Annotated in this window: 18 protein-coding genes; 7 read left to right on the plus strand and 11 right to left on the minus strand. The window is 69.3% G+C overall.

The features are described from left to right. Positions 1–15 precede the first annotated feature (15 nt). The 4 genes from BHS09_RS35985 to BHS09_RS36000 form a co-directional block, all read right to left on the minus strand. Positions 16–1,854 carry an AMP-dependent synthetase/ligase gene (locus tag BHS09_RS35985; RefSeq protein ID WP_140800320.1) on the minus strand — a complete coding sequence of 613 codons (1,839 nt, stop codon included), beginning with the start codon at positions 1,852–1,854 and terminating at the stop codon, positions 16–18. Between the two features lie 64 nt (positions 1,855–1,918). Further along, positions 1,919–2,749, minus strand: a complete 831-nt coding sequence (locus BHS09_RS35990) for an SDR family oxidoreductase (protein WP_140800321.1) — start codon at positions 2,747–2,749, stop codon at positions 1,919–1,921. Beyond that, on the minus strand, positions 2,746–3,420 hold the full coding sequence (locus BHS09_RS35995) for a TetR/AcrR family transcriptional regulator (RefSeq protein ID WP_140795869.1): 675 nt from the start codon (positions 3,418–3,420) through the stop codon (positions 2,746–2,748). The genes BHS09_RS35990 and BHS09_RS35995 overlap by 4 nt, the downstream gene beginning before the upstream one ends. After that, positions 3,417–4,259, minus strand: coding sequence for an enoyl-CoA hydratase-related protein (locus BHS09_RS36000; protein ID WP_140800322.1), 843 nt, complete (start codon positions 4,257–4,259; stop codon positions 3,417–3,419). Before BHS09_RS36000 ends, BHS09_RS35995 begins: the two co-directional genes overlap by 4 nt. A 283-nt stretch (positions 4,260–4,542) precedes the next feature. On the opposite strand from BHS09_RS36000, the gene BHS09_RS36005 reads away from it, so the two are divergent. From BHS09_RS36005 to sitI6, 3 genes are all read left to right on the plus strand, one after another. After that, on the plus strand, positions 4,543–4,863 hold the full coding sequence (locus tag BHS09_RS36005; protein WP_140800323.1) for a hypothetical protein: 321 nt from the start codon (positions 4,543–4,545) through the stop codon (positions 4,861–4,863). Positions 4,864–5,008: 145 nt separating this feature from the next. Next, positions 5,009–5,701 carry a SitA6 family polymorphic toxin lipoprotein gene (gene sitA6, locus BHS09_RS36010; protein ID WP_161604946.1) on the plus strand — a complete coding sequence of 231 codons (693 nt, stop codon included), beginning with the start codon at positions 5,009–5,011 and terminating at the stop codon, positions 5,699–5,701. 20 nt (positions 5,702–5,721) lie between these two features. Next, positions 5,722–6,435, plus strand: coding sequence for a SitI6 family double-CXXCG motif immunity protein (gene sitI6 / locus BHS09_RS36015; RefSeq protein WP_472796563.1), 714 nt, complete (start codon positions 5,722–5,724; stop codon positions 6,433–6,435). A 260-nt stretch (positions 6,436–6,695) separates the two neighbouring features. On the opposite strand, the gene BHS09_RS36020 is transcribed toward sitI6, so the two are convergent. The 4 genes from BHS09_RS36020 to BHS09_RS36035 all read right to left on the minus strand — a co-directional run bounded on the left by BHS09_RS36020 (position 6,696) and on the right by BHS09_RS36035 (position 14,996). Further along, complete coding sequence (locus BHS09_RS36020) at positions 6,696–7,721, minus strand: hypothetical protein (RefSeq protein ID WP_140800325.1); 1,026 nt, start codon at positions 7,719–7,721, stop codon at positions 6,696–6,698. 181 nt (positions 7,722–7,902) lie between these two features. Beyond that, a complete protein-coding gene (locus BHS09_RS36025) occupies positions 7,903–9,162 on the minus strand; it encodes a sensor histidine kinase (RefSeq protein ID WP_140800326.1) in 1,260 nt (419 codons plus the stop codon). A gap of 557 nt (positions 9,163–9,719) precedes the next feature. Next, entirely contained in the window at positions 9,720–12,041 is a 2,322-nt protein-coding gene (locus tag BHS09_RS36030; protein WP_140800327.1) for a hybrid sensor histidine kinase/response regulator, read from the minus strand. 177 nt (positions 12,042–12,218) lie between these two features. Beyond that, complete coding sequence (locus tag BHS09_RS36035) at positions 12,219–14,996, minus strand: TonB family protein (RefSeq protein WP_140800328.1); 2,778 nt, start codon at positions 14,994–14,996, stop codon at positions 12,219–12,221. Positions 14,997–15,252: 256 nt separating this feature from the next. Between BHS09_RS36035 and BHS09_RS40015 the strand changes: the two genes are divergently transcribed. Further along, positions 15,253–15,384, plus strand: coding sequence for a hypothetical protein (locus tag BHS09_RS40015; RefSeq protein ID WP_257792129.1), 132 nt, complete (start codon positions 15,253–15,255; stop codon positions 15,382–15,384). A 276-nt stretch (positions 15,385–15,660) separates the two neighbouring features. Here the strand turns inward: BHS09_RS40015 and BHS09_RS36040 are convergent, their stop codons facing one another. Beyond that, positions 15,661–16,128, minus strand: a complete 468-nt coding sequence (locus BHS09_RS36040; RefSeq protein ID WP_328285488.1) for a helix-turn-helix domain-containing protein — start codon at positions 16,126–16,128, stop codon at positions 15,661–15,663. A 547-nt stretch (positions 16,129–16,675) separates the two neighbouring features. Here BHS09_RS36040 and BHS09_RS36045 point away from each other — a divergent pair. Beyond that, the gene (locus BHS09_RS36045) at positions 16,676–17,317 is read left to right on the plus strand and encodes a DUF2378 family protein (protein ID WP_140800329.1); all 642 of its coding nucleotides are present in this window, start codon (positions 16,676–16,678) and stop codon (positions 17,315–17,317) included. Positions 17,318–17,406: 89 nt separating this feature from the next. Here BHS09_RS36045 and BHS09_RS36050 read toward each other — a convergent pair whose 3' ends face one another. Then, positions 17,407–18,561 carry a CARDB domain-containing protein gene (locus tag BHS09_RS36050; protein WP_140795880.1) on the minus strand — a complete coding sequence of 385 codons (1,155 nt, stop codon included), beginning with the start codon at positions 18,559–18,561 and terminating at the stop codon, positions 17,407–17,409. A gap of 445 nt (positions 18,562–19,006) precedes the next feature. Here BHS09_RS36050 and BHS09_RS36055 point away from each other — a divergent pair, with 445 nt between their 5' ends. Beyond that, positions 19,007–19,375: a response regulator gene (locus tag BHS09_RS36055; protein ID WP_140795881.1), complete on the plus strand. Its 369-nt coding sequence runs from the start codon at positions 19,007–19,009 to the stop codon at positions 19,373–19,375. A 5-nt stretch (positions 19,376–19,380) separates the two neighbouring features. Here BHS09_RS36055 and BHS09_RS36060 read toward each other — a convergent pair whose 3' ends face one another. Then, positions 19,381–21,780, minus strand: a complete 2,400-nt coding sequence (locus BHS09_RS36060) for a sensor histidine kinase (protein WP_174260664.1) — start codon at positions 21,778–21,780, stop codon at positions 19,381–19,383. 227 nt (positions 21,781–22,007) lie between these two features. On the opposite strand from BHS09_RS36060, the gene BHS09_RS36065 reads away from it, so the two are divergent. Then, positions 22,008–24,305 (plus strand): sensor histidine kinase, encoded by a 2,298-nt coding sequence (locus BHS09_RS36065; protein WP_140800331.1) that lies wholly within the window; start codon positions 22,008–22,010, stop codon positions 24,303–24,305. Positions 24,306–24,309: the final 4 nt, after the last annotated feature.

The following is a 24,309-nucleotide window of genomic DNA, read 5'->3' on the forward strand; positions in this document are numbered from 1 at the left end:
GCTGCGGGTGAGACGTCAGGCGCCTTCGTAGAAGGCGGAGATGCGCGCGGCGTACTGCTGGAGAATCACGCGGCGCTTGAGCTTCAGACTGGGCGTCAGCTCGCCCGTCACCGGCGACCAGTTCTCCGCGACCACATCGAAGCGCTTCACCTGCTCCGCGCGGGAGAGCCGGACGTTGATGGAGGCCACCAGTGCCTCCAATTCGGCGCGGATGGCGGGCGCGTAGGTGAGCGCCTCCAGCGAGCTCGCGTCCAGTTTGTGGGCCTTGGCCCAGACAGGCGCGGCGTCCGCGTCCAGGCTGATGAGCGCCGTCACGTAGGGCAGGTTGTCACCAATGGCGATGGCCTGGCCCACCAGCGGGTGCGCGCGCAACATGCCCTCGATTTTGGACGGCGCGATGTTCTTCCCGCTGGAGGTGATGAGCAGCTCTTTCTTGCGGTCGGTGATGGTGAGGTATCCCTCCGCGTCCACCGAGCCGATGTCGCCAGTGGCCAGCCAGCCGTCCGCGTCCACCGCGCTCACAATCTGCCCATCCGCGGACAGGTAGCCCATGAACAACACCGGCCCCCGGACGAAAATCTCTCCGTCCGCGGCCAGCCGCAGCTGCAAGCCGGGAATGGGCCGCCCCACGGAGCCGACGCGGAAGTCCTCGGGCGTGTTGATGGTCGCGCAGCCGGTGGTCTCACTCATGCCCCAGACCTCCAGCACCTTGAAGCCGAAGCCGCCGAGGAACTCCAGCACCTCCACGGGAATGGGCGCGGAGCCGCTGCTCGCCCAGGTGAGCGCATCCAGGCCCAGCGCCGCCCGCAGGGGCTTGAGCACCTGCGCCTCCGCCTCGGCCGCCTTGCGCGTGAGCTCGGGTGGCACTTCCCGTCCCGAGCCCTCCATCCGGAAGACCTCCTGCAGCGCCGCGTGTGCGGCCAGGACGGGCGTCCGCAGCTCAGGCTCCATCGCGTCCAGCTTCGCCTTCAGTCCCGCAGCGAGCTTCTCCCAGACGCGCGGCACGCCGAAGAAGGCGGGAGGCCGGGCCTTCGCCAGCAGCGGCATCACCCCCGCGGGGTCCGAACAGACGTAGACGTGCAGCGCCTTGTAGAGAGAGCGGTACAGCCCCAGCTCGCGCTCGGCGATGTGCGCCAGCGGGAGATAGGCGATGGAGGTGGAGCGCATCGGCGTGGGGACCACCGCGTCCACTGCGATGGCCTCATAGAAGGCATTGCGGTGGCTCAGCACCACGCCCTTCGGGTCACCCGTGGTGCCGGACGTGTACATCATCGCGATGGGGTCCTCAGGCCGGATGCGCTTCCAGCCGTCCTCGAAGACAGAGGCATCTTCCTGGTGCAGCGCGCGTCCCTTGGCCTCCACCTCCGCGAAGGAGATGAAGCGCGCATCCCCGGAGGGAATCGCCGAGGCGTCGACGACGATGACGTGCCTGAGCGCGTCAAGCGACTCGAGCACCGGCTGCCATCGCGCGACCTCGATGGCGCCCTCCAACACGACGATACGGGCCTGGCTCTGCTTCGCCACGTAACCTATCTGCTCGACGCTCAGCGTCTGGTACGCGGTACAGGAGATGGCGCCCAGGTGCACGGCCGCATAGTCGATGAGCCAGTGCTCCGGCCGGCTGGACATCATGATCATCATCCGCTCGCCGCGCCGCAGCCCGAGCGACCCCAGTCCACGGGAGAGCGCGGCGGTCCGCTCGCGGAGCCGGGTCCAGGTGAGCGTCGTGTCGCCCGCGGTGAGCGCGGGCGCGTCCGCGTACTCGTCGGCGTTGCGCTTCAAGAGCAACGGCAGCGTGAGCTTGCTCGCCAGGGAATGGCACTGCGCTTCCAGGTCTGCGAACGACGGACGCATAGGCATCTCCTCGGTTCACTGTTTCACTGGACTGCAATGACAAACCGCGCCGGAGCGCCCTGGGTCAGGGGTCGACGTAGAGGTCGAGCAGGACGTCGGAGCCGCCACCGTAACCACTGAAGTCGGTGACACCCTCGGCGCGCAGGACGTCCTCGTCGATGAAGGCCTGTCCGGTGCAGTCGCGAGGCGAGCGCCGCAGGACGGCCATGGCCGCGTCCGCCATGACTTCAGGCGAGCGGGCCCGCTGCATCGACTCGTCGCCCCCAAGCAGGTTCCGCACCGCCGCGGTGGCGATGAGCGTCCGGGGCCAGAGCGCGTTCGCCGCGATGCCAGCCTCAGCCAGCTCCGCGGCCCAGCCGAGCGTGAGCAACGTCATCCCATACTTCGCCATCGTGTAAGCCGGGTGCAGCCCCAGCCAGCGCGGCGAAAGGTTGACCGGCGGAGACAGCGACAGGATGTGCGGGTGCGGCGAGCGGCGCAGGTGGGGAATCGCCGCGCGCGTGAGGAGGAACGTCCCCCGGAGCTGAATCTGCTGCATCAGGTCGAAGCGTTTGACCGGCAACTCCTCCGTCTTCAGCGGCGCCAGGGCGCTGGCGTTGTTCACGCAGAAGTCGATGCCGCCAAAGCGCGCCACGGCCTCGTCCACGGCGCGCTGCACGTCCGCTTCCTCCCGCACGTCCCCCACCACCGCGAGCGCCTGGCCCCCCGCGTCCTGGATGGCCTGCGCCGCCGTGTGCACTGTCCCGGGCAGCCGGGGGTTGGGCGTGTCTGTCTTTGCCAACAGCACGACGTTGGCACCCAGCCGTCCGGCGGCGATACCAATGGACAGCCCGATGCCACGGCTGCCTCCCGACATCAGCAGCGTGCGCCCCGCCAGTGTCGAGTTGGCGGTCATTGCGCGTCCTTGCCTCGCCTGGCGCCAGCCTTCGCCGCGCCGCGGTCGGGCCCTGGCTGCTGGTGGAGATGGGGGAAGACGTCGCGAACGATGGTAATCAACGCCTCGCTCAGCAGCAGGTGCGCGTCCTCGCGGGACAGCGTTCCCCCGCGAATCCACTCGCGGATGGTGGACTTCACCAGACCGCCGTAGGAACGCATCATCGCGCGGTGCCGCGCGTCGCTGCCGACCTCCACCTTGAGGCCGAGGAACTCGAGCGTCTTCGCGGCGGCCACGTCGTCGGCCTCGGCGATGATGCGCTCGACCTCCGGGTCCGCGATGCTGCCCGCACCGGTGACGGCCACGTACGTCTTGCCGTGGGCGGCCACGGTGTCCAGGTACCACTCGACACTGCGCTCCACCCGCTGCCGCAGGGTTCCGGTCGCACTCACCTTCTCTTCCAACCCGGGCATGAGCAGCATCCTCTTCACGACCTTCAGGTAGAGGTCGCGCTTCTGGCCGAAGTAATGGTTGAGCAGGCCCCGGGCCACGCCGGCTTCCCGGGCGATGTCCGTGGTGGAGACCTCCGCGTAGGGGCGCTCGCCGAACAGCCGCGTGGCACACTCCAGAATCTGCTCGCGGCGTTCGTCCGGCTCCAACCGCTTCCAGCGGGGTGCGTCGGCCGAGCTCATGGCGTCACCTCCCGCCACGGCAGGAACGAGGGCAAATCATGCGCCACGGTCCGGGTGAAGCGAGGCGGCCGTTTCTGCAGGAAGGCCGACACCCCTTCCAGCGCGTCCGCGCTCCGGCTCAGGCTGGCGATGAGCTGGCTGTCCAACTGGAACGCGGGCTCCGGTGAGGGCAGCGCGCTCATTTGGTAGAGCGCCTGACGGATGACCGCCACGGACACGGGGGCCGTCGTCTCCACCAACTCCCGAGCCAGCGCCTCCGCGGCGTCCAGCACCGCGTCCGGCTCATGGAGGGAGCGGACCAGGCCCGCGCCCAGCGCCTCATCGGCGGGAATCAGGCGGCCGCTCACCATCCAGTCGAGCGCGCGCCCCAGACCGACGATGCGGGGCAGGAACCACGATGAGCCCGCCTCCGGGTAGATGCCGCGCCGGCTGAAGACGAAGCCGAAGCGGCTGTCCTTCGCGGCCAGGCGGAAGTCAGCGGGCAGCAGCATCGTCGAGCCCACGCCCACGGCGGCGCCTCGGATGGCGGCGATGACAGGCTTGCGCATCGCGAACATCCGCCGCGTGACGCGCGTGGCGGGCTCCACCCACGCGCCCCCGGGCGGCTCCGTGTTCGTCACCTCGAGCGAGCTGCCGCTCAGGTCCGCGCCCACGCAGAAGTCCTTGCCCGCGCCGGTGAGGATGACGACGCGGACGTCCTCGTCCGCATCGGCCGCGGCGAGCCCTGCTTCGAGCTCATCCGCCATGGTCACCGTGAATCCATTCCGCGCTTCGGGCCGGTGCAGCTCGAATGTGGCGACCCGGTCCGTCACCGAGGACCGGATGTGTTGGTAGGTCATGGAAGGTGCCCCGATGCTGCTGTGAGGGTGATGATGGGCACCTGTTGGCAGACTGTCAATAGTGGGCTTCGTCTGGATTTCCAAACACTTCCAACGTGTTGCGTCATCCCTCCCAGGTGCGGCCATCCTGGCGTTCGCGTCTGTGCAAGTCATTCCGGAGCGGGGCACTGCTGGTCTGTAAAAAGACGCCAGTGCTGCTTTTGAAGTTTTCCCTGCTCGACTCGATACTGCGGGGTGCCGGGACACACTTCGTGGTCCGGCCACCCGTCGTCGTGGAGTCACCATGAACCTGCTTTCGAAGACGCTGTTCGTGAGCGCCGCGGCCCTTGTCACGCTCTCCCCGCTGTCTGCGTCGGCGCTGCCCCCGGACTGCGACGTGCAGTGTGCCGACGAAGCGCCCTGCTCGCTCGTTTGTGCGGTGCCCTGGGGGAGTCGCATCATCACCTGTGAGCGGTGGTTCAGCGACTACGAGCTGGGCGGCACATGCACGCCGGACGCCCAGATTCCTTCCGAGGAGGAGGATGAGCTGTCGTCGGTGGAGCCGCGCCAGAGCAGCATGCCCGGCATGGCGGCCTGCCTGTCCGCGCCGGTGAGCGCCCGGTAACACGCGTCACCCCGGGCCGGCCCGCTCCGCGCATCCTGGCGTGGGGCGGGCGCCGCCCGGTGAACTCGGCAATGTCGCGGCTGGAGTTGATTCGCCCTCTCGCACGCCATCAGCGCCGCGGGAAACACGCCTTCCGGAGCCCTGCGTGCGGAACCCTGTCCTGTCGTGGTGCGTACTGCTCGTGGTCTGGCTGGGCGTGGCGTGCGCCGCTCGGCCGCCGCTGGTGCAGGCTTGGGAAGCGATGGACGCGGCCCGCTGTGCCGCGCCCGGTGAGGACCACTGCGTGGTGCTCGGCTGCGAGGAAGGCGTTTGCGGCTTGTTCGCCTGCGAGGATGTGCGCCAGTCCGACACGCCCGCGACCTCGTCCGTGAGCGCACCCGCCGCCGGGCACGTGCTGGCCCTGCGGCCGGGCTTTCCCATGGGTTCGGCCAGGCCCGGACGGTGGTGGCGCAGGGCGCATTGGCTTCGTCAGGGTGCGGAACCGGTGATGACGTTCCGCTGGTACCCGGAACGCCCGCCGCTAAGGCCGCCGCCCGTCCTGCCCGCGCCCCAGTTGCAGAAGCACCATCTGTTCCCCCAGGCCCCAACACTCTCGGCGTGGTTCAAGGAACGTGGCATCAATATCCACGACTACACGATATTCATCCCCACGCATGTCCACCGGCGCATCCATGGCGGCGGCGCATCCGGAGGCCTGTGGAATGAAGCGTGGCGCCAATTCATCGAGACGCGAGGCAACAAGGTGCGGCGAGAAGACATCTTCCGGCATGCCGGTGAACTCATCTACCGCTTCGAGCTCACCGGTCCCGTGCTCCCCTACTTCCGGCGGGCGCCGTGACACCCGAGGAAGAGGCCGGATTGCGCATCTATCAAGTCGAGGCGCCGCGACCGTCGCGCTACACGGGGAACCTACATGCCGCGCATCGATGGAGCCTGCCTGGACTCGCGGGCTGTCCCGGATGTAGTGCTGCCTGGAGCACCGCCGGGCTTCACTATCCATGTGTGGACCTGACATCGCTCCCGACACGGCACGAGTACGAAGAACCCCGCCCTGAGCCATACGAGGAGTGGGCTCGATTGCGCGAACAGGTACGGCCCAAGGTGCCCCCCGGGTTCGCGTTGATGCCCGGGACCAAGTTGGGCCCGATGACCGGACGCGCCTCCGGAACCTTTGGACAGCTACATCTTCAAGCGTGGACCCTGAGCCTCCGCCGTGAAGCACTGGAACAACTGCGGCAAGCAGGATTGCAAGGGCTGAACGGCTGCCCGATGCAACTCAAGGGAAGTGGAAGGAACCCGCCCGAACTGCTCGAACTCCAGCTGACGCCCTGTGGACACTTCCACCCGGACTGCCTTCCATCCGACCGAGAGCCTCCGTGCCCCACATGTGGCGTTGAGAGCTACGGTCTCCCCGACCCCTACCTCCTCGACGCGGCCTCCATCCCCACCACAGTGGACGTCTTCCGCCTCGCGGACTGGCCCACGCTCATCCTGGCCACGCAGCGCTTCGCGGACGCGGTCCAGCGCCTGGAACTCGACGGTGTCACGTTCCGTCAGGTCGCGGTCCGCTGACCCACGGCCACGAACAACGATGCATCAGGCAAACCGCTCCCTGCCCCCAGCGAAGCGCGGGCGGTGTGGATGCATATCGCGGACAGCCATTTGAATGAGCCGGGCGTGCGGGGAAGGCCCGGGGACAACCCACAGCTTCAGCCTGGATGCAGCCGACCGCCGCGCTCGGACAGGCTGGGACTTCCACGGCATCCTCCCGAGGGGTAGGAGGAAAGGCCGCCACTGCGCGCGGCACGGGGGGGCCGCGAAGACGTCAACGCCTAGCAGGCGCCGCAGTCCGCGGCGCAGCTGTCCGGCGTGTTGCTGGTGCCGCAGCTCTCGGAGAGCTGGCACGTCCCGTCACCACACTTGTAGATGTCCTGGGGACGGATGCGGGTGGTGAGCGGGCGGTACGTCACGCCGTTGTACGTGCAGCGCGCGTAGTACGTCCTCATGGAGTCCTGCTGGCAGTACGTCTGGGCAGCCCCCACGTGGGTGATGACGGCCGCGCAGTCCGGGTCCCCGCTCCACGACGACAGGCCGCACGCGCGCACCGTGCTCTCGTCGTAGGCCAGATAGGGCGCGTCATTGGCCGCGAAGAGCCCCTGACCATTGAAGAGGTTGCCGAAGAAGACGGCCTCATTCTGATTGTAGGTCTGCAGTTCCTCGGCCGTCGTCGGAATGGCGGTGCCCTGCGAGTCCTTGCCCTGCACGGAGATGTTCAGGTGCACACCGTACTTGTTCACGTGTGCAGCCAGGCAGCTCGACACCAGTTGCTGCTCGGACTCCGGGGCAACCGGGGCGCCCGGGCTCGACGGAGGAGGCGGCGTGGGGTTCGACCACGTCGGCGCCAGCCCCAGGGAACCCTGCCAGGTGTGCGTGGTGCCCGCATGCGTGTACGTCAGGGCCTGGCCGGAGGCGAGCGCGCACCGGACGATGTATCGCATCACCTCCTCGGCCTTGACGGGGTCCGCGCTGAACCACGTATTGAAACCATTCGTCGACAAGCCGTTCGTCGACAGGCCATTCGTCGACAAGCCATTGGTGGACAGGCCGTTTGTCGACAAGCCGTTCGTCGACAGCCCGTTCGTCGACAAGCCATTGGTGGACAGACCATTGGATGACACCAACTCGTCCGACTGGGTGCCCAGCGTCTCGCTCGCCGTCTCCATCGGCTCCGCCGGGCCACACCCCACGGCGGCGACAAGAAGCAACGCTGGCAGCAGCTCCCACCGGTGCGCACAACGGCGTCCGGCGTAGGTGACCTTGGGGCTGGAACAGGTCTTCGAGGTGGGGTGGTGATACATGGCTGCCTCCGGTTTTTGGGGGTAGCCGCGTTTCTCGCGGCCAAGATAACCGGTAGTCCTTCTTTTCCCCTCTGACAGGTGCCCTCTCGGGCAGTTCGCGCACGTCGGTCATGCGGCAAACACGTAGTCCGTGCGCCGGCTGACGCTCAGCGTCCGTTCCGCCCAGCCGCCAACGTTGCAGTCACACGCGATGTCTCACGCCCGAGGGTGCGGGCGCCTGCGACTGTCGCGCGTCTCGTGGCATTTTCACCGTAAAGGTCGTTCCCTCTGCCTCGGAGGAGGACACGCACACAGCTCCTCCGTGCGCCTGGACGATTTGTTTCACGATGAAGAGTCCCAGCCCCAGGCCACCGGCGCCGCGACGGTGGCCCTTCTCAGGGCCGGTGCCCACCTGGCGGAACGGGTCGAACAATGTCTCCAGCTGTTGAGACGGAATGGGCGTCCCGGTGTTGTGGACCTCCAGGACCTGCTCACCGTCCACGGCGATACATTTGAGCCGGACGGGCGTGTCCTCGGCGCCGTGCTCCAGCGCGTTGCTCACCAGGTTGCTGAGCACCTGCGCCAGCCGGTCCGCGTCCCAGAAGCCCTCCGACGCGCCCTCCACGTCCAGGGTGATGTGCCGGTCCGGATGCGCGGCGGACAGCTCCTCCACCACCATCCGGCAGACGATGGCCAGGCTGACCGTCCCCAGGTGCAGGGGGATGCCGCCCGCCAGGCGCGCGCGGGTGAGGTCGAGGATGTCGGAAATCATGGCGCCCATCCGCGCGGCGCTCGCCTCGATTCGCTGGGCGCACTGCTGCTGCTGGGCCGCCGGCAGCGTGCGTTGCGCCATGGCTCGCGCGGACAGGGCAATGGCATTCAGGGGGTTGCGCAGGTCGTGCCCGAGGATGCCGATGAACCGTTCACGAAACTCGGCCTCCTCGGTCAGCCGCTCCAGCGCGAGGTGGCGCGCGTTGCCATCCAGGGCCTCGCGGGTCAGCCGGGCCGTGGCGTGCTCCAGCGCGCCCTCCGCCCGGAGGCGGGCCTCGCGCTCACGCGCCAGCGCCTCGCGAAGCGCCTGCGCATCGTCCGCGTCATCGGGCAGCAGCCACAGCACGAAGGCATCCAACGCCTTCATGCCCACGGCCCGGAAGCGCGCCTCCATGCCCTCGCGGGTGATGCGCAGCACGACGGACACCGGCTCGCCCGTGTCCACCACGCGCACGCAGTCCTCCAGGCGCAGCCCTCGCACGCCCTCCTGCTCCCAGCACGACACACATGAAGGCAGGACCCAATCGTGCGCCTCCGGCTCGGCGGACGCCTCGAGCGCGGTCTGGCGCAAGTCGAGCACCTCCCCCGCCGTCCCTCGCACCGTCTCGAAGCGCAGGCAGGGCGCGGCGCCTCCCGCATGCGTCGTCCAGGTCCAGGCGGAGCCCCACTTCGACGACAGACACACCCCCATCGACGTCCCCCTGGCACGCGCTCCAGCCCCGATGCTCGACGCTCGGTCGCGGAACGCACACGAGACAAGAGTGACAAATCTCCGGGAGCGCGAACTTGTACGTGGGTACCGGCGCGGCCTTCAGTGCTCACTCCGCGCCAGTGCCAACGCGCCACGCGGCCCGGCACCCGCCGCGGTGTCCTCATTCCGCAATGGCCCTGCGCGAACGGCCAGGGCCTCGGCGTGTTCGCCCAGGACTCCGGCTCAATGCATGATGGCGAGGTCGCGCAGCTCGGGTCCGGAGGCACCGCGCGGGGAGAACGACGTGGCACCTGTCATCAGGTTGACCTGGTACAGGACGTACGGGCCGCTGGTGGAAGTGCTCGCCCGACAGCTCCCTGAAGGGCTCCGAGGTGTCACTGGCATCGGCCGTCTGAGCCGGTGAGCCATCCCGCCTGTTTCAATGTCTGACGTGAGACATGAACACGCGGGATTGCACTCCGAGCCGCACGGCCCTGCGTCTCACCGTGCGGCTGACAAACGGACCGGGGAGGCCAGGCGTTCCAGGAACGGGCGACTCAGCCCGCCGCACGCGGCAGGCGCACGGTGAAGGTGGTGCCGTGCTGCTCGGAGGACACCACCTCCACGCCGCCGCCGTGGCCGCGCACGATGTCCTGCACGATGTAGAGCCCCAGGCCAATGCTGCGGGTGGACTGGCCCTCCTTCAACGCGCCCCGCGTCAGCGGCTCGAACAGGCGAGGCAGCAACTCACGGGGGATGGGGTCGCCCCCGTTGAAGACAGACAGCAGCGCGGCCTCGCCCTCCAGCCGCGTGTCCACCCGCACCGGGGCGTCCGCGGGGCTGTAGGCCAGGGCATTGCCCAGCAGGTTCGTGAGCACCTGGGCGATGCGGTCCGAATCCCATTCGCCGCGCACCTCGCCCTGGACCTCCACCTCCACGCGACGCCCGGGGTTGGCCACCAGGAGCTCATCCACCACCTGGTGCACCACCTCCCGCAAATCGGTGGCCTGACGGTGCAGGGCAATGCCGCCGCCCAGCCGGGCCTTGGTGAAGTCCAGCAGGTCGCGAATCATCCGGGCCGCGCGCTCGGTGGCCTGGCCAATGCGCCACACCATGCGCTTCTGCGGCTCCGTCAACTCACCCTTCTTCTCCAACAGCCCCGCCGACATGGAGATGGCCGCCAGGGGATTGCGCAAGTCGTGGGAGACGATGCCCACCAGTTGCTGTTCGAACTCGGCGCGCCGGCGCAGCTCCTCCTGCGACCGCTGCTGCTCCGCGAACAGGCGCGCGTTCTCGATGGAGAGGGCCGCCTTCGCCGCCAGCTCCTCCACCAGCTCCTGGTCCTCCTGGGTGAAGCTCCGGCCCGGGCCCATGCGCCCCACCGACAGCGTTCCCACCACCTTGCCCTGCGTCCGCAGCGGCACGCACAGCAGGCTGCGCAGCGCCTCGCCCTGTCCCAGCTCCCGCTGTTGGTCCTGCGACAGCTCGGGCACGAGGAGCGGCCGTCCGCCACGGAGCACGAAGTGGCGCAGCCCCTCGCCGGGGAGCAGCGGCGCCCCATCCTCCCCCTGATTGGAATGGCTGGCCGCCACCTCCAGCCGCGTCCCGTCGTCGGACAGCAGGCACAGCGTGCACGTGTCCCCCAGGAAGTAGGCGACCTGGCGGGTGATGGTGTCCAGCAGCACGGACAGGTCGCGGTTCGTCGCATCGAAGGCGTCGGACGCTTCCGTGAGCATCTGCAGCCGGGCGGCGGCGGCCCGGGCCACGGCATGGGCCCGGCGCTCCTCCGCCGTCAGGTGCACCCGGTCCAACGCCTGGGCACACGCATGCGCCAGCGCGGTGAAGAAGGCCCGGTCCATCTCCGTGAAGGTCCGGGGCCGCGCGAAGGACAGGCCAATGGCGCCCAGCGCCCGTCCCTTCACCAGCAAGGGCAGCGCGAGCGCCGCCTCGTGAAGGCCTCGCGTATCCATGAGCGGATAACGCGCGCTCCACTCCTCCGGCGACCCCACCCAGATGGCCTGCTGCTCCCGCAGCGACTCCACCAGCGGCATGCCCGCCGTCATCGGGATGCGCCGCCACCGGCTCAGCACGCTCTCCGGGTAGCCAATGGCATCCACCACCTCCAGCGCCTCGCCCTCCACGTCCAGGAGGTTGACGGTGCCCGCCTTCGCGCCTGCGGCCACCAGCCCTTGTTCGAAGAGCGCGCGGCACACCTGTGGCACGGTGGCCGCCTCCGACAGCCGGGCGGTGAAGTCCCGCAGCCGGTCGATGTAGCCCGCGGCCCTCAGCGCGGCATCCCGCGCCTCGGCTTCCTTCTGCCGCAGCAGCTCCGACTGGCGCCGCACCTGCTGCTGCGCGCGGAACAGCTCCACGAAGACGGACACCTTCGAGCGCAGCACCTCCGGCGGAAAGGGCTTCTGGAGGAAGTCCACCGCGCCGGTGGCGTAGCCGGTGACGAGCTCCGCGTCATCGCGGCCGTAGGCGGTGAGGAAGATGATGGGGACGTTGCGCGTGCGCTCACGCTGCTTGATGAGCGCCGCCGTCTCGAAGCCGCTCAGCCCCGCCATCCGCACGTCCAGCAGGATGACGGCGTAGTCCTCGCGCAGCAGGAAGCGCAGGGCCTGCTCCCCCGAACAGGCCTTGTCCATGCGCACGCCCAGCGGCTCGAGGATGGCCTCCAGCGACACCAGGTTCGACACATGGTCATCCACCAGCAGCACGGCGGGGGCCTCCGAAACGGCCTTCGCCTGGCGATGGGGGGCTTCATCCGAAATCCGCAGGTGCGTCAGCGCCAGCCGGCTGGCCGCGGTAGCCCCCCGACTGAAAGGGATGCCCCCGCGCTGCAACGGCACCATCGTTGGAATCCCGTCCTGCGACATGAAGAAGTCACCTGGTGTGCGGTGGTCAGGAACTCGGCCCGACGTCTCCGGGCCCCCAGGAGCGGACCGGCCCCCGGAACAACTGGCGGCGCGGGATTACACCGTGTGGCGCGCCATCGTGCCCAGATGAAGGCGGAGGCGCGGCGCCAAGCGTGCGCTATCCATCAGTCCGCGTGCTCAGTAACGACCCTTCACGCCCAGGATGGGTAGGGCGATGGGAAGCCCCACCGCTTCCTTGCGCAGCGGGAAGCCGTTGCCACCCTCGTACTCGAAGCCCAACGTCTCCCGGCGGAGCGTGACGTTGAGCATGTCCAGGTACGCCTCCAGGCTGAAGGTGTCATGGACCCACGACTTGGACAGCCGCACGTCGAACCGGAGGAAGGCCGGCAGCCGGTCCACGCGATCTCGGTCTGCCTTGACCCAGGCTGGCCTGCCGGAGGCGTCTTCGCCAGGGCGGTGCGTCTGCGTGCCCAGGGTGCCGTATTCAGGGCGCCCGGTATTGAAGTGCAGCACCCCGCCCAGCGTGATGTTGTTGGCGAACTTGTAGCTGAGCACCAGGTTGAGGATGTGCGTCTGGTCAAAGGCGAAGGGCAGGTCCGCCTCCGCCTCGCCCACCCGGTGGCCCTCCGCGTCGTAGCGGTGGAAGCGCGTGCGGCGCGTGCTGCGCTGGAGCGAATACGACAGCCAGCCGAACCAGTTGTCGCCCAGCGGGTGGCGCAGCAGGAACTCCATGCCGTAGGCCATGCCGCTGCTGCGGAAGTCCGGGAAGTCGAAGTCCGAGCGGTCGGGGATGCCGCCGCCGTCCCCCAACTGCATGCCGCGGCGCAGGCCCGCTGGAGGAGTGCCGGTGTCCGGCGGGTCGTCGTCCACCATGCCTTCGTCGGCGAAGGGCGTCAGCTCGAGGGTCCGCAGCATGGGGTTGAGATAGACGTCCAGCCCCACCTCCAGACCGCGCCACGCCTTCCATTCCGCGCCGACGGAGAACTGCACGCCTTGCTGGAGCCCCAGCAGCAGGCTTCCCACGTCCACCACGGGCAGGCTGATGAGGGTGGTGGGTGGCTGATGGAAGAGGCCCGCCCCGCCCTTGAGCGTGAGCGTTTCCGACACCTTGTGACGCACGGTGAGGCGCGGCTCCAGCGCGCGCCGGTCAATCCCCGGCGACAGGTGGTAGCTGTCCACGCGCAGGCCGGGCACCACGGCCCACTTCTCATGGGGCTGCCACACCAGCTCCGTCCACGCGCCCATGAAGGTCCCCAGCGCCACGGGCGCCACCTCCACGTCCGCGTCGGAGCCGCCGTCCTGCTGGAGCAGCTCGACGATGGCGCGCTTGTGCTCCACGTCCGCCCCGGCACGCAGCGTGGCGCTGGGTGACAGCGTCGCGGTGTAGCCCAGGCGCGCGGACCAGTGCCCCTGGTCGATATGGATTTCGGTGGCCTCGCCAGGGGGACTGCGGCTGACGATGGCGAAGCGGTCCAACCCCCACGTCCCGCCCACCTCCAGCTCACCGGGCCCCACGGGGTGCCGGTGCCGCAGGTCCACCCGGTGGAAGATGATGGATTGCATCGCGGTGTCGCCCCATTCGTCCTGGGCCTCCGAACCGAAGGTGTCCGAGGAGCCAAAGGCAAACAGGCGCAGCGTGCCCTCGCCCAGCCGCTGTTCCACCCGGCCCTGATAATCCCAGAAGTCGAGCACCACCTTGGGGTTCTCCCGCCCGGGAGGGGGCGGTGCCTGGAGCTGGTTCGCCGCCAGGGCGATGAGCCAGGGCGTATAGGAATAGCGGCCGGCCAGGCTGACGTTGGTGCCGGTGTCCTTGAACGGCGTCTCGATGAAGAAGCCCGCGTTGATGAGGTCCGCGTAGGCGCTGCCGTGGACGCCGTCATCCCGCGGGCGGCTGAGACGCCCGTCGATGGCGCCCCCCATCAACCGCCCATACCGGGGCGGCGGCGAGCCCGGATAGAAGTCGATGGCGTCGATGAAGTCCGGGTGGATGACGGCCGGGCCCAGGAACAGGTGGAAGAGGATGGGGACGCGGATGCCATCCAGGAAGTAGCCGGTGGCCGCGGGCTGGCTGCCGCGCACCACCGGGTAGGCCACGCCGGACACCATGCTGCCCACGCCGGGCAGCAGCATGACGACGCGGAAGGGGTCCCCCATGGTGCCAGGCACCTCGCGCAGCTCCGCGTCATGCAGGGTGACGCGGCTCACCTCCGTGCGCTCGCGGTCTCCCCGCACCACCGTCTCGTACGGGTTGATGATGAGCGGCTCCAGCCCGTACACCACCTCCAGCGCCTCGTTCGCCTTCAGTCCCTCGCGGAAGACGCCGGACTTGTGGCCGGGGGCGGTGATACGCACCGCATGCACGCCCGCGGGCCAGCGCGCCTCGAAGCGCCCGTCCACGTCCGTCTGCACCGGCGCGTCCGGATGCGCGTCCGACACCAGCGTGGCCCCCACCAGCGGCCGGCGGTTGCCCTTGGTGCGCACCAGGCCCTTCAGGGTGATGGGCGCCGCGGGCGTGGCACCCTCGGACATGCCCGGCGCGGGCGCCTCGAAGCGGTACTCGAAGAAGATGCGCACGGCCACCGGCAGGCCGTCCAGGGTGGCGGGGGCGAAGCGCAGCGACGGCGCCGCGTGCAGCGCCGCCCGGTCCAACAAGGGATGCAGCCCTTCCATCAACGTGGCGGACTCCACCTCGCCCGCGTCGTCGATGAGCAACTCCAGCTTCACCACCCCCGCGACGCCGTCTGACGCCAGCCCGGGCGGATAGGGAGCGGGCGAGTCCCGCACCATCGCGGGCGGAATGAACGCGGGCTCGGGCACGCCCGCGTCCTCCGACAAGGGCGCATCCGTCTCCACGGCCCAGCCCGCGTCGGTGCGTTGCAGCTCCCGCTCGGCCCGGGCGGCGCCCCCGTCCTCCGGCGTCCCCGCGTCCTGTGCGTGCGCCCGAGTCCCGGGCATGAACAGGGCCACAACGGCGACCGCCGCGCGCGCTGCTGGCCTGACTGTCCACCACCCAAGTCCGCGGGTCATTCCCTCACCAAGCGGGGCACTGCGCACCCTGTCCCCCATGAGGCCAGGGAGACGGCGGAGTGACAAGCGCCTCGGGGTGGACCCACGCGGGCCGCGTCAGCCCTGGGCGCGGCCCGTTGCCAGCCGTTCTCCCGACGCAATGGCAATCACAGCCAGTGGTTCCTCAACATGCCCGGAGTCCCGGATGCTGCTCGCCAGCTATCAGCGCACGCTGGATGAAGGCGCTCCCGTCGGTTGCTCGCCGCCCTACACGGTGTCCAACCTGTCCGCGGGGACGCACCGGATGCAGGTGCGCTCACACCCTTCGTCAGCCTGACGCGGCTGGACGGCACGCACACCGTCACCGCCCTCCACACCTGGCGCGCGGACTCCCTGCTTCCCTCAGCCCGGACCCTGGCAGTGGAATGGGAGTGCTGGACTGCGAGGCGGTGGAGCGGGCGACTCGAGCACAGCGCGGCCAGGAGCCACCGACGGGCGACTACACCTTGCGCGGCCCAGCGCCTGAAGCGCTGAACCCTCAGCAGCGCCCCCAGCGTCAGGCAGTACGTCACAACCCCGAGCGGCGGCAGCCTCACCGTCCGGGGCCCGACCCTCACCGCTCAGGCAGGATGGCGGCCGCGACCTGGTTCATCAGGTTGAGCTGGCTGCGCGACATCCGCCGCAGCGTTCGGAGCACCTTCCGCATCTCCGGCAACTGGTCCCTGTGCCCGGAGTCCCCTTCCCAGAGCGCGGCGCCGACACTGGCCGCCGTGGCGAGTCCCAGCCCGACGTCCGCCGACAACCGAAGTGCCAGACACAGCCGGAACAGGGTCGGCACGCTGGGCATCATCTTCCCCCGCTCCATGCGCCCATAGACTTCCGCGGCGATACCCACACGCTCCGCGACATCCGCCTGGGTGAGCCCCGCGAGCAGCCGCGCGCCTCGCGCCGCCTCGCCAACGCTCTCCGCCAGACGGCTCTCCAGTTGCTCGCGCGACTTCCGGGCGCGATCCGCTGGGCTTCGAGGCTGGGGCCGGGGCCGCTTGCGGGGAGGAGCAGGACCTTCAAGGTGGGTCTTCACTGCGTCAACCTTGTGAGTACGGGCCAAGCTCACGCCCTGCCCGGGAACAGGTCGCGCTCGGTCACGAGTTTTCCTGTGACTTATAACCCAGCACGTCCTCAGGCGAAATACCGATATGGAGGGTAGTCCCCCGCCCCGCACCCCCAGCGAAAAGTATCGCACCCGGCACCACACGGACGCGCTCCGGATGCGCCGCCACGCACCAGGCAGACGTCCAGGCGTCAGCCCGCGTGGCCCGTACGGCACCGGGTCCGTCCGGCCCTACTCGCCATGTCTGTCATTGAGGGGGGCGGCCAATCCCTTCACCAAAATTCGCGGACCAGGGTTGCCTCGCGAAACCACTCCATGCAATGTGCATCATTACGGCAACACTTCCGCGACCTGTCTATGCAGCCTCCTGAACCGGAGGCCCGCGGCCGGACGCGTGAGTTTGGGCATGGGCGGCCAAGGCTTTCGCCGCCCATGTGGGGGCCAGCATCCACCTTGGAGCACAGCACGTCTGGCTTCGGCCTGACGGCGCCCCCTTTTCTTCTGGAGTCCCCCCGCAATGGAATTGAGATTGACCCCGCGCCTGGTGCGAGAACCCGCGCCGCCTCAGCCCCTGGGACCGGATGCCATGCGCGAGCTGCGTCAGCGCTGCGCGCTCGCCACCCCCGAGGACACCGCGCGCGGCATGTTCTTCCGGGGGGTCCTGGAGACGGTGCGGCGCGTGGGAGGCTCCGCCATGGAGCAGCTCTGCCGCCAGTCCCTGCCAGAGAAGCGCTACATCGACTTCTTCAGCTACCCCATCACCCAATTCCTGCCGCTGGCCTTCCAGGCCGCCGGCCTGCTCTCCGAACACTGCGGGGGCATGGCCGCCGCTCATCGCGTCATGGGCCAGAAGGCCACGCAGGACTTCCTGGAGTCCGTCGCGGGCCGCACCCTGCTGATGCTCGCCTATGACGAGCCCCGGCTGCTGCTCGGACAGCTTCCCACCGGGTTCCTCGCGGCGGTGAGCTACGGCGAGCGGAGCATGGTGTGGACGGGGCCTCGCAGCGGCCGCTTCGTCATGAAGCGGGACTTCATGCCCACCGCGTACCACGAAGGGGTCCTGCACGCCGCCCTGGAAGCCGTGGGCGCGCGCGACATCGGGGTGCAGGGGCGCGAGCTGGGCCTGCTCGACACGGAGTACGCGCTGTCCTGGCGCTGAGACACAACAACGCCGGCGGCCCATTGCTCCGGGCCCCCGGCGGAAGAAGGGCCCCGCCCCACTTCCAGTGGGACGGGGCGGCGCTTCGACTACAGCAGCGAGCAGAGCAGCCCGGGGAAGCGTGAACCGGAGGGGCAGTTGTCGCCCTGGCAGTACACGACGCCCGAATCGATGGCGGGGTTGGCCAGCAGCGCGGGAACCTTCACGTTGCAGGTGCCAATGGCGCTGTTGCCGGACGCGTCCTGCACGGCGTACGTGAAGTTGTAGACACGGCCGTTGCCCAGCAGGGCCGCCTCGGCGCGAACCATCGCGGACTTGCGGTCCGGGGTCAGCTTGATGTCGTCACACGCCAGCAGCCGCAGCAGGGACAGCGCGTCGTTGGACTCGTCGGAGGTCACGCGGATGATGCTGGCTGACGCATCCAGGTCGAGCTCGCCGCCGCAGTTGTCGACGGCCGGCATCGCGCAGTCAGACAGGGGCACCAGCACGTAGTCGGAGCCCAGGACCGGCTGGATCACCAGGCCGCGGTTGGCGCCCGGCGTGGGGGCGCTGACGTCGACGACGGTCACGTTCGCCGAGCACGTGCTGGAGGCCGCGCCGTCGGAGACCAGGAGCTGCGCGCTCGTGGTGCCCAGCCCATAGGGGCCCGCGGGCGACTGCTCCACGGAGAACGGCCCCGGGAAGCCGTCCGGGTCGAACGAGCCGTTATCGATGCTGGCGCTGCCCTGACAGGCCGCGTTCGCGGGGACGGTGACGCTCTGACAGCTGGCCACCGGCTGCTGGTTGGTGGCACAGGGAATCTCGAAATCGATGGAGGCGAAGTTGTTGTCCTCGTCATCCTCCGGATAGGTGCCGTCCTCGTCCGCGACGACCACCACCTTCGTGGTGCCCTCCGGCACCGTGTACGACAGCGAGAAGGGGAAGGTCTCACCGCCCACCAGCCAGGGGACGCTGATGGTGCCCAGCCGCACGCCGCCAGCGCCCGGCGTCCCCGCGTACACCGCCGCGGTGGAGTTCCCGATGCCCGTGGGCCGCTCGTTCTTGATGGCCGCGGAGAGCGTCAGCGCCGTCGCCGCGCACGATGCGGACAGGTCCACCACGCTCAGGTCCAGCCCCGTCTCCTTCGCCTCCTGACGCTGGACCTCCATGTCGATGGTTGCAGGGCTCTCCTCGGGAAGGGTGCCCTCACAGCCCGTCAGAAGAAACAACGCCGTCAACGTCGAGACGCCATGATTCCGTGTCATGTCTGGTTCCTGGCATGCCGGGAGCACGCCTGCTCAGCAGGGGGGGAATGCCTCTCAACGAGGCAACTCTTTTATGTCGAGTCGATTCCCCGGATACCACGGACTCCCAGTGTATGTGGAGACAATTATTTTCACCAGCCTGTATGAAGTCTGCGCTCCCACCAGGGTGGCTGACGACACCTCGCCTTGATTCTTGATAATCCAGACAGGGAGCGATGCATGCCTGACACCCCTGGGTGTCATTATCGACGATGAATACACACGTCCCCAAGACAGGCGCCGTGTAGCCACGGCCCCATGAGTCAAACAAGACATATCCAAGCAAAAGCCGACATCATGGCCAAACCCCGCATCGTGTCGCGGTGGACACCCGGGGCGTCCACGGGCGGACGCATCGCCCTGGGGCCCTGGCGGACATTGGACTTCAGTACAAGGCTACGGCCTCATGTCCACGCCCAACCTCGTCCTCCTCGTGGAAGACCATGCCGACAGCCGGGAGCTGTTGGAGGAGTTCCTCACCCTGGAGGGCTTCACCGTGGAGACGGCGGGCAACGGACTGTCCGCCTGGGAGCGCCTGAGCCGCCCGCCCCTGCCGGATGCCGTCCTCCTGGACCTGATGATGCCGGTGATGAGCGGCTGGGAGCTGATGCGCCACGTGCGCGAGGACGCGCGGCTGAGCACCCTGCCGGTGGTGGTGGTCTCCGGGGCTGGGAGCTCCCAGCCCCTGCCGGAGGGCATCCGGGCCACGGTGCCCAAGCCCGTGGATTTATTCGAGCTGCGCGCCACCCTGGAGCGGGTGGTGAGCCCCAGCTGAGCGCGTCAGCCCGTCGGCAGGCGGGGCAGCGTCACCCGGACGGTGGTGCCCGCCTGGGCGGTGGAGGTCACCTCGATACGTCCGCCGTGGCCCTTCACCACCTGCTCGACGATGTAGAGCCCCAGCCCCAGCCCACTGCTGCTCCCTCCGCCGACACCCTCCATAGCGCCGCGCCGGAAGGGGTCGAAGAGCCGGGGGAGCATCTCCGGGGAGATGGGCTCGCCGGGGTTGTGGACTTCCAGCACCACGAAGTCGCCACCGTCATACAACTTGAAGGACACGGGCGCGTCCGCGGGGCTGTATTGGAGCGCGTTGCCCCCCAGGTTGCTGACCACCTGGAGCAGCCGGTCCTCGTCCCACTCCCCTTCGTAGCGGCCCGGCTCCACCCGGAACGCCAGCTTGCGCTCGGGCCAGGCCGCCTCCAATTCATCCACCCCCAGCCGGACCACGGACCGCAAATCACCGGCCGTGCGTTGGATGGGAATGCCGCCGCCCAGCCGCCCGCGCGTGAAGTCGAGCAGCTCTGAAATCATGCGTTTCATCCGGTCACCGGAGCGGGCGATGCGCGTCACCAGCCGGCGCTCGCGCTCCGGAAGCGCCTCGCTGTGCAACAACTGCGTCGCGGACAGCTGGATGGCATTGAGCGGGTTGCGCAGGTCATGACTGACAATGGCGATGAGCCGCTCGCCGAAGCGGACCGCCTGTAGCGCGGCCTCCTGGGCTCGGCGCCGTTCGGAGACATCCACCATGGTGGCCACCGCCGCGATGATGGTGCCCTCCCGGTCCACGATGGGCGAGCTGGACAGGAGGACCGTGACGTACTGGCCATCCTCGCGGGGGATGAGCATCTCCTCGCCCTGCACCACCTCGCCGTGGCGCAGGCTGCGCGCCAACGGCAGCGCCTCCATGGCGTAGGGCCGCCCGTCCGGGCGCAGCGAGACGCCATAGTCCTCCACGTAGTCCTGCATCGACGCGGAGGGATGAAACGGCTTGCCGGTGATGACCTCCACCTGGCGGCTGGCCATCACCAACCGGCCGGACGGCGCGTCCGCGATGAAGACGCCCGCGGGCATCTGGTCCAGCACCGACGCCAGCCGCGCGCGCTCGGCCTCGATGGCGCCCAACAGCCGCTGCCGGTCCATCTCCATGGCGCGGCGCTGGGTGATGTCCACCACGGTGGCCACCCGCTGCACCACGCGGCCGACCTCATCCTTGAAGGCCGTGACGTGCGTGAAGGCGGGGAAGCGGGTGCCATCCTTCCGGATGTGCAGGGATTCGTATTCGTGTGACGGCTTGGAGTTCGCCACCGCCACGTGCCGGGGCAACACGCCGCGCGCTTCCGGCGCATAGGTGTCCTCCAGCCGCCGTCCGGTCAGCTCCTCCGGCGAGTAGCCATGCATGCGAGCGAAGGCGGGGTTCACCTCGCGCAGCCGCTCCTCGGCCGCGTCCACCACCGCCACGCCCACGCCCAGCCGCTTGAAGACCTGCGCCCACCGCCGCAGGCCCGCTTCACTCTCCCGGAGGCGCTCCAGGGACGCCTCCGCCACGGCGCGCGCCTCGCGCTCGCGGGCATGCGCCTGGGCCTGCAGCAGCAGCGCGGTGGTGCGAGCCGCCATGGCCCGGAAGAGGAACTGGTCCTCTTCCGACAGTTCATGGGTGGCGCGGCTGCCCATCAGCACCACGCCCATCAACTGCTCTCCCAAGAGCAACGGCACACCGAACAACGCGGACAGGTCCGCATCGCGCAAGGACGGCTCGCTCACCCGGCTGTCCGTGCGCGCCGCGCGCACCAGCAGCGGCTGTCGCGTGGCCGCGATGGTGCCCGTGAAGCCCGCCCCCATGTGCACCACGTCCCCCACGGCCATCCCCGTGCCCACCACGCTCTCCACCCGCAGGACGTCCTCTTCCAGCAGCAGGACGGCCGCCACGTCCACCACGGCCACGGTCTCCCGCAGGACCTGTAGGAGGGCCGGCAACAGCTCCGCGGCGTCGGCGCTGCCCAGGGCCGCGGTGCTGATGCGGTCCAGCGCCTGCAACGTGCGCTCGCGCGCCAGCGAGTAGCGGCTGACGGAGGCCGCCACCGCCTCATCCATGGCCTCGTGGAAGACGAGCTCCGCCTCCGGGCGGTGGGTGGCGTTCTCCCGGGACGTCCACAAGCGCAGCACGCACGCGCGCAGCAGCCGGTACTCCGTCACCACCTGCCGCAGGTCGAAGCCTTCCCCCAGCCGCTCAATGGCGTGCCGGTCCGGAATGTCCCCCAGGCCGTCCTCCACGCCGCCGGGCGAGTCGCGGCGCATCAGCGAGGCGACGACCTCCAGCAGCCGGGGCAACCCGTCTCGCAGCGCGAGCCTTGGCAGCGCCTGGGCCGCGGGGATGCGGCGCACCTCCACCTCCCACGCGGACATGATGGATTCCCGCTGCTGTAGAAGGAACTCGGCCAGGAGGATGGGCACAATCTCGTGGATGTAGGCGTCAGAGCCATCGACGACAACAGCAAAGCGCTCCGAGTGCCCGGCAGCGGAAATGTCCGAAAGCGTGCAGCCACCTCGCACGTCCGGAGTGCGTGTCACGGACACTCCTTGAAATGAGCGCTGGAGGCCGCCAGGGGTGGCGCTGTTAGGGTCCCTTCGACATGAGCGGGCGCGCACGGTTTGCCTGGGCGCTGGTGGTGGGGCTGTTGGGCCATGCGCTCAACCGATTTCCCGTGGAGCTCATCCCAGGCATCGACATCCTGCTGGGCTTCTTCCTCATCATCCCCGCGGCCCCGCTGCTGGGGCCCTGGTGCGCGGGGCTCGCGGCCGGCATCGCCATGTCCGTCACCGTCCAGATGTGGGGCCACCCCTGGAGCATGCTGGGTTCGATGATGGAAGGGGTCGTCCTGGGCGCGCTGACCCGGCGCTACTGGCCCCTTCAGGCGGACGGGATTTTCTGGCTGGGAGGCATCCCCTACCTCATCGTCAGCTATCACCTGGGCGAGGACGTCACGGCGACGAGCACGTTCGCCATTGCCTTCAAGCAGGCGCTCAACAGCCTGGTGCCGGCGCTGCTGACGCAGGTGGTGCTGATGACGCCCATGGCGCGCGCGCGGCTGTGGCCCCTGCTGACGCCCGCGCTGCGCACCTTCACCTTGTCGTCGGCGGTGGGCTCGGCGCTGCTGCTGGCGCTGGTGCTGCCGTTGCTGATGGTGGGGACGCTGGAGGGTCGCGCCCGCTATGCCGCCGAGCGGCGGCGGATGGATGACCAGGGCCTCTCCACCGCCCACCTGCTGGCGGAGACGGTGGACGCGGAGCTGTCCACCGCCCAATCCCAGACCGCCTTGCTGGCGAGCGTCGTCATGGATTGGTGGGAGCGCGAAGGGGAGCGTCCGCCCCAGCCGCAGTTGGAGGAGCTGCTGCGGGACTGGGTGTATCACTCCGCGTTCGCGCTCAACTGCAGCATCGGGGACAGCGACGGCAGCCTGGTGGCCATCTGGCCGCCGCTGGGCGTGGCCGCCCAACCGGTGGCGGGCTCCAACTTCGCCGACCGCGCCTACTTCCGGGACGTCCGCAGCAAGCGCGCGCCCGTGGTGAGTGGCGTGTTCGCGGGCCGGGCCACGGTGACGGGCCCCGTCATGGTCGCCGTCGCGCCGTTGCTGCGGCAGCAGCGCTTCGAAGGCTTCACGTCGGTGGCCATCAACCTGCCTCGGATGCGGGCGGTGGCGCAGGAGCGTCTGGCTCCGGGTCAGCGCGCGCTGCTGGTGGACCCGGACGGCAACGTGGCCTTCGACACCGGCGCCACACCCGGGCCGGAGCCCCAGTCCCTGAAGGGCACCGCGTTGGGGGAGATGCTGTCGACGCTGCCCGCCACGGGCACCCGCACCTACGACACGGAGCCCCAGGCCCCCCCGTTGCGGCGGACCCTGGGGGCGCGGCACCTGGCCACCGCGACGCTGCTCCAACCGGGTTGGCGCGTCCTGGTGGAGCATCCGATGCACGACATGGACTTCAGCGTCATCGGCACCTACAGCGCGCTGCTGGCCACGCTGGCACTGGCGCTGGTGCTGGCCATTCCCGTCACCCGCCTGCTGACGCGCATGCTCTCCAGGCCGGTGGAAGCCGTGTCCCATGCGGCCGGCCGCATGGCCGCGGGCGAACGCGACGTGCGCGCCTTCGGAGCGCTCCACCACTCAGGCGCCATCGAGGTGGAGAAGCTGGGCCTGGCCTTCGACGAGATGGCGGCCCGGCTCCAGCGGCACCTGGAGGAAGTGGAGCGCGTCAGCCAGGCCAAGGCGGCCTTCTTCTCCATCGCCAGCCATGAGCTGAAGACGCCCCTGGCCACCCTCAAGCTGCGCTTGCAGCGGCTGCGTCCGGACACCGTGCGCCAGCAGGACCTGGTCCTCATGGACCGGCAGGTGGACCGGCTGGCGCGGCTGGTCAACCAACTGCTGGATGTGTCCGAGCTGGCCAGCGGCCGGCTGTCACTGGCGCAGGTGCCCCTGGAGCTGTCAGCGCTGGTGAGGCGGGTGTCGGAGCGGCGCGCGGCGTCCGCGCCCCAGCACCCACTGAAGCTGAGCCTGGAGCGCGTGGACGGTTGGTGGGACGAGCCCCGGCTGGAGCAGGTCGTCTACAACCTGGTGGACAACGCCATCCGCTACAGCCCGGAGGGCGGACCGGTGGAGGTGGTGCTCCGGCGGGAGGACGGTGACGCGCTGCTGGAGGTGAAGGACCGGGGCGTGGGACTGGGGCCGCGCGGGGGCGAGGAGCTCTTCAGCCGGGCGCTTCGCGGCGGCACGCTGTCCACCATCAGCCGCGTGGAGGGATTGGGCGTGGGATTGTATTTGAGCCGTGAAATCATCACCCGCCATGGCGGAAGCATCCACCTGGCCGCCCGCGAAGGCGGCGGCACCTGCGCCACGGTCCGCCTGCCCCGGAACGACCCGCGCGAGGCGTGACGCG

It is taken from the genome of Myxococcus xanthus (genome assembly GCF_006402735.1).
Lineage (GTDB): Bacteria > Myxococcota > Myxococcia > Myxococcales > Myxococcaceae > Myxococcus > Myxococcus xanthus_A.